We start from the raw sequence: 4,929 nt of genomic DNA on the forward strand, positions 1-4,929 counted from the left end.
CCGTCTCCTCTCGGATCAGGCCGGACCCTCACACACCGTTTTTCTTACAGTCCCGTGTCAGAGGTGTGCTGATTCATTTAAGTGTTGGGTGGGTCTGCTAAGAGTCGGGCCGGCTTCGAGGGCCGGCTTCGAGGGCCGAGACCGGGCGTGGTTCGAGGGCGGCTTGCGGGTGGCTTCAAGGCCCGGTAGCCGGGGTCCTGGGGCCCTCGGGGCATGCCTACAGGGCAATGAGGAGCAGCAAGAGGAACCAGCCGAGCAGTGTGGAGAGAGTCAGTGCGGACAACAGGGCACGCCCTCGGGGAGTGTGCGCCCACCCGGGCACGCGATCTGCGATGGCGTCGGGCAGGGCAGCGTCCAGGCTGTTCTGGACCCAGGCCCGGCGGGCTCGACGTGCACGTCGAGCAGAAACGCGGAGGGACCGTCGGATGCGGCGCAGCATCACAGGCCCCCCGGGAAGAGCTGGTGTCGGTCGGTGGCGGGCCGGCCGAGGTGGTCGAAGGTCCACGCCGCGACCCGGGCCAGCTCCCGGACCCGGGCCCAGTACTGACGGACGGTGTTGAACGCCGTCCCGGTGACAGTGGCCAGCGTGTGCGCGTCCACGGCGATGACGCCGCCAGCCTCCCGTGCCGCGCCGAGGTACGTGGGCGCGTGGCGGCCGATGGTGCTGGGCACGCTGGCCACCGTCGCCACGATCGATGGGGCGTCGCCGGAGGCATCCAGTGCGGCGTGGATGACTTGGGTGAAGGCGATTACGTCCCGAGAGGATGCCCGGAGGACATGTGCCGAGATGCCGATAGCGGCGCTGGCCGCGGTGATGTCTCCGTCGTAGATCAGGTGCAGGCGCAGGAAGTGCTCAACACGGTCTCCGTTCATGCCGAGTGCATCTTGGACGAGGTGCAGCACCCCGAACACCTGCCGAAGCTCGTCGACGGCCTCTACGCGGCCGGTGTCGTCGTCCAGGTGACCGCCCACGGCCGTGTCTCCCCGGGCCGCGGTAAGGACCTCCAAGCTGTCTGCCTTGCCGCCGTTGCACTGGGCTCCGTGGCTGGCCGTCCGTCGGTAGTAGTCGTGGACCCGGCGTCGGGCCACGACGCGGCACAACGTGGGCCAGTCCCCACGCGCCGGGTCGAACGTCACTCGTTGCAGGGAAAGCCAGGTGTCCTGCAGAAGGTCGTCGATGTCGTGCGCGGAGCCGCCGTACTGGCGGACCATGGCCGCGACGACGGGTCGGAGGTGATCGAGGTCTACTTGGGTCGGTGTCATCGAATGGTCTCCTTCCGGATGGCCCGGACGGCGGGCTGGGCGCGTCGGGCGATGCTGAAGTGTTGGCTGGCTGCACGGTCGAGGTCTGGCAGGGCGCGGCTGGGGGTCCAGCAGCCGAGGCCGGTCATGCCGTGCTCGACGAGCGCTTGTGCCTGATCGTGAGTGGCGGAGATGCCAGCCGCGTTGAGGGTGTGGAGCAAGTCACGGGTGCGGTGCTCCAGCGACTGGATCGGCAGTGGGGTAACGGTGGCCAGGAACGGGGGTTGCGTGGTGTTGGGCTCGGAGGTACTCATGCCGCGGATTCCTTTGGTCGCCAACCGGCGAGCTGGGCGGCGGCGACGACTTGGCGGCGCACCGAACAGTCCGGGCCGAGCTCGGCCGCCGCGCGTTCCATCAGGGCGAGGTGTTGCATCGGTCGGGCTTGGAGGTACGAGCTGGCGGCCGCATAGACCTCCGTATCGATCTCGTCTGCCGTCCGTGTGTCGGAAATTTCCGCAGGCGCTGGTGAGGGTGGCTGGGACTCAACCCCTTCCTCCTGGCTGTATTCCTGTCGTGGTTCCTCAGTCCTCTTAGGGGGCAATGGATCGTTGGGGCTCACCCCAATGGATTGTTGGGGTTGGTGCCCCAATAGATCGTTGGGACTGAGGGGCAATGGATCATTGGGGCTGGCGTGCGGACGCGGATCCTGCCGATGGACGACCGACCAGGTGGTAACGGGCCGGCCGGTGCCGTTCCGGGTGATCGTAGGGACAACCGTCAACGCCGGGTTGAGGGCAAGGGCGTACTCCGCTCGGTTGCCCTGACGCGCAATGCCGTTAGGGACGACCGCCCCGGCGCGTTTGAGCTTGGAAATGGCCTGGCGGAAGGACTCTGCCGCGCTGTCCGGGTTCACCTCCGGATCCAGTCCGAGGTGCTCGGCCCCGGCCTGCCAGCCGCCGAAGTAAACCGGCGGGCGACCAGTGTCCAAGGACACCAACGCCATGAAGGTCAGCAGGCGGTGCTCGCGGTGTCCCAAGTGCTTCCAGTTGGCGGAGACCATCAAGGCGTTGGAAGCTCCCATCGGTGGACCTACCGAGGTCTGGGAGACAAGGAGCCGGGTGCGTCGATCAGCCGCTGAAGGTGCAGGGCGCTCACGAGAGCACCCCCAAGACGCCCAGGGCGACAACAACGATGTCAAGGTCATCGCGTAGATCTCGGGCGGCGGCAACGCTGTGTCCACCGGCCGCTTCCTCGGCGACCATCACCTCCACATCACGGTCCGGCGTCCAGATCGAGTACACGGCCCCAGATCGGGGACCGTAAGCGATCGGGCCGCGTGGGTGTACGGTGAAGCCCGCTGGCGGGTCGATACACGGAAGATTGCCCGCGCTAGAATTGGTCATGGATCCTGACTCCCGAATGGTGACTGGTTCCGAAGGGCGTTCGCAGGTCTCCCCAGACAGATGCGAACGCCCTTTCACGTAGGTGTTCCCCCGTTGGCCGCGACTATCGAGGCGCCTCACGCGGGGAACTTCGCTCCCCTCAGGCACTGGCGCTCTCTCCCGTCCTGGTTCGCGTTTGAGCCCTGAGCCACGCCTTCACGTCGCTCCCCCGGTAACTCACATTGCGGCCGATCTTGATGAAGGCTGGACCCTGCCCCACGTATCGCCAATAGGCCAAGGTGTTCACCGTGCTGCCCAGATACTCCGCTGTGGGGCCCGGCTTGTAGAGCTTCTCGTCTTCCATGACTAACCTCCTGAGCGATCATGATGATTGTTTATCTATGATGATTGAAGCTTAGGTAGGCGTCTGAGAGATTGCAAGAGGGCATGTGGGGGATCATCTTGATGTGCCAGAATGGGCGCATGGAAGAGGCCGCATCTAACAAGAGGAATCCGCTCGGGCCTACGGGTCACACGGTGCGGTTGAACATTGCCCGCCTGCGAGGAGGGATGCAGTACAAACAGCTTTCCGAAAAGCTCGCTGAGATTGGGAGGCCAATTCCGCCGCTTGGGTTGCGCCGAATCGAAGACGGCGAACGTCGAGTGGACGTTGACGACCTTGTCGCTCTCGCCGTGGCGCTAGATGTCAATCCGGCGGCACTCCTCCTTCCTAGCGAGGACAGAGGCGTGCCCGTTGAGGTAACTGGGGTTGGCTCGATTGAATTCAAGGAACTCTGGAGATGGTCCGACGGCGTCAAAGCCCTTCGAGACTCCACCGATGCCACAGACAGCGTGATGGAAAATGAACTACGCGGACACCTTGACGATGCATCCTTCCGGAACCGTGTTCGGCCGCCCCTCCAACGGGTGGAAAGTGTGGCGCCCACTTCCTCCAGGACGGGTGAGGTGCGGCGTATAGACATGGTTCTCCGCTCTCTTCGAGAAGCGACGGAGACCATTGAGGAGATGCAACGGGAGGAACCGCCCCAGGAAGCCGAGAACCGTGGCGACGATTGAGGCGTACGAGACGAAGGCAGGGCGCCGCTACCGGGTGCGGTATCGGACACCAGAGCATCGCAGTACAGACAAACGTGGGTTCAGAACAAAGCGGGATGCGGAAGCTTTCGCGGCCACGGTTGAGGTGTCCAAGTTGCGCGGCGAGTTCATCGACGCGGCCGCGTCGAGGACCACGGTGGGCGAATTAGGTCCGGCATGGCTCGGCCGGCAATCGCACCTGAAGCCTTCGGCGTTGCGACCTGTGGAGAGCGCATGGCGAGTCCACGTCGAACCGCGCTGGAGCAGGGTGGCGGTTGCGGATGTGCGGAAGACGGCGGTCCAGCAGTGGGTCGCAGATCTGGGCGGTGCTCGCGGGGCCACGACAGTGATCCGGGCGTACGGCGTACTGGCCGCAATCCTGGATGACGCAGTGGACGATCGCCGGCTGCTGTCGAACCCCGCGCGCGGGGTGAAGCTGCCTCGCAAGGGGAAGAAGCCGCACGTGTACCTGTCCCACCGTCAAGTGCACGACATCGCGGAGGCCTCCAAGCACCCCGTGCTGGTCCTGACGCTGGCCTACTGCGGTCTGCGGTGGGGCGAGGCTGTCGGCCTCCAGGTGAAGCACCTGGACATGCTGCGTCGCCGGATCCTCGTGGAGCGGAACGCCGTCGAGGTCGGCGGGGTGTTCGAGGTCGGCACGCCGAAGGGCCACAAGCATCGGTCAGTGCCGTTCCCTCGATTCCTGGCGGAGAATTTGGCGAAGCTGTGCGAGAGCAAGGGGCCTGACGATCTGGTGTTCCCGGGGCACCACGGCCAGTTTCTGAGACAGCCTCGAGTCCGCGGCGGGGCGGACGCGGAGACACGGGCCCGCGACTCGTGGTTCGCAGCCGCGCTCCAGGATGCCGGGGCGCCACGGGTCACCCCGCACGACCTGCGGCACACAGCAGCATCGTTCGCGGTCTCAGCCGGGGCCAACGTTAAAGCAGTACAGCGCATGCTCGGCCACAGCTCTGCGGCCATGACCTTGGACATCTACGCCGACCTCTTCGATGACGACCTGAATGCCGTCGCTGACCGGCTGGATGAGGTGGTCTCGGAGCAGATTGTGGGCAAAACGTGGGCAAACGCCTGATCTGAGAGCCGACGCAGGCCGCAACTTCCCTGTAACTACGCGGAAGTTGCGGCCTTCTGACGTGGTGCCCCCGGTGGGACTCGAACCCACAACACAGCGATTTTAAGTCGCTCGCCT

Annotated in this window: 7 protein-coding genes; 2 read left to right on the forward strand and 5 right to left on the reverse strand. The window is 65.3% G+C overall.

Features of this window, described 5'->3' with window-relative positions; genetic code table 11:
* Positions 1 to 438 precede the first annotated feature (438 nt).
* The 5 genes from Q0283_RS03815 to Q0283_RS03835 form a co-directional block, all read right to left on the reverse strand.
* Positions 439 to 1,263 carry a sigma factor gene (locus tag Q0283_RS03815; protein WP_298043125.1) on the reverse strand — a complete coding sequence of 275 codons (825 nt, stop codon included), beginning with the start codon at positions 1,261 to 1,263 and terminating at the stop codon, positions 439 to 441.
* Entirely contained in the window at positions 1,260 to 1,556 is a 297-nt protein-coding gene (locus Q0283_RS03820; RefSeq protein ID WP_298043127.1) for a hypothetical protein, read from the reverse strand. The genes Q0283_RS03815 and Q0283_RS03820 overlap by 4 nt, the downstream gene beginning before the upstream one ends.
* The gene (locus Q0283_RS03825) at positions 1,553 to 2,302 is read right to left on the reverse strand and encodes a hypothetical protein (RefSeq protein WP_298043129.1); all 750 of its coding nucleotides are present in this window, start codon (positions 2,300 to 2,302) and stop codon (positions 1,553 to 1,555) included. The genes Q0283_RS03820 and Q0283_RS03825 overlap by 4 nt, the downstream gene beginning before the upstream one ends.
* A gap of 91 nt (positions 2,303 to 2,393) precedes the next feature.
* Positions 2,394 to 2,543, reverse strand: coding sequence for a hypothetical protein (locus tag Q0283_RS03830; RefSeq protein ID WP_298043131.1), 150 nt, complete (start codon positions 2,541 to 2,543; stop codon positions 2,394 to 2,396).
* A gap of 241 nt (positions 2,544 to 2,784) precedes the next feature.
* Complete coding sequence (locus Q0283_RS03835) at positions 2,785 to 2,988, reverse strand: AlpA family transcriptional regulator (protein ID WP_137774212.1); 204 nt, start codon at positions 2,986 to 2,988, stop codon at positions 2,785 to 2,787.
* A 119-nt stretch (positions 2,989 to 3,107) separates the two neighbouring features.
* On the opposite strand from Q0283_RS03835, the gene Q0283_RS03840 reads away from it, so the two are divergent.
* Entirely contained in the window at positions 3,108 to 3,701 is a 594-nt protein-coding gene (locus tag Q0283_RS03840) for a helix-turn-helix domain-containing protein (RefSeq protein WP_298043137.1), read from the forward strand.
* Entirely contained in the window at positions 3,688 to 4,812 is a 1,125-nt protein-coding gene (locus tag Q0283_RS03845) for a site-specific integrase (protein ID WP_298043139.1), read from the forward strand. Before Q0283_RS03840 ends, Q0283_RS03845 begins: the two co-directional genes overlap by 14 nt.
* Positions 4,813 to 4,929: the final 117 nt, after the last annotated feature.

This window comes from uncultured Citricoccus sp. (assembly GCF_937871995.1).
Lineage (GTDB): Bacteria > Actinomycetota > Actinomycetes > Actinomycetales > Micrococcaceae > Citricoccus.

Coding starts and splice junctions, on each gene's coding strand:
- Q0283_RS03840 (WP_298043137.1), top strand. CDS start 3,108: ATGGAAGAGGCCGCATCTAACAAGAGGAATCCGCTCGGGCCTACGGGT.
- Q0283_RS03835 (WP_137774212.1), bottom strand. CDS start 2,988: ATGGAAGACGAGAAGCTCTACAAGCCGGGCCCCACAGCGGAGTATCTG.
- Q0283_RS03815 (WP_298043125.1), bottom strand. CDS start 1,263: ATGACACCGACCCAAGTAGACCTCGATCACCTCCGACCCGTCGTCGCG.
- Q0283_RS03825 (WP_298043129.1), bottom strand. CDS start 2,302: ATGGTCTCCGCCAACTGGAAGCACTTGGGACACCGCGAGCACCGCCTG.
- Q0283_RS03820 (WP_298043127.1), bottom strand. CDS start 1,556: ATGAGTACCTCCGAGCCCAACACCACGCAACCCCCGTTCCTGGCCACC.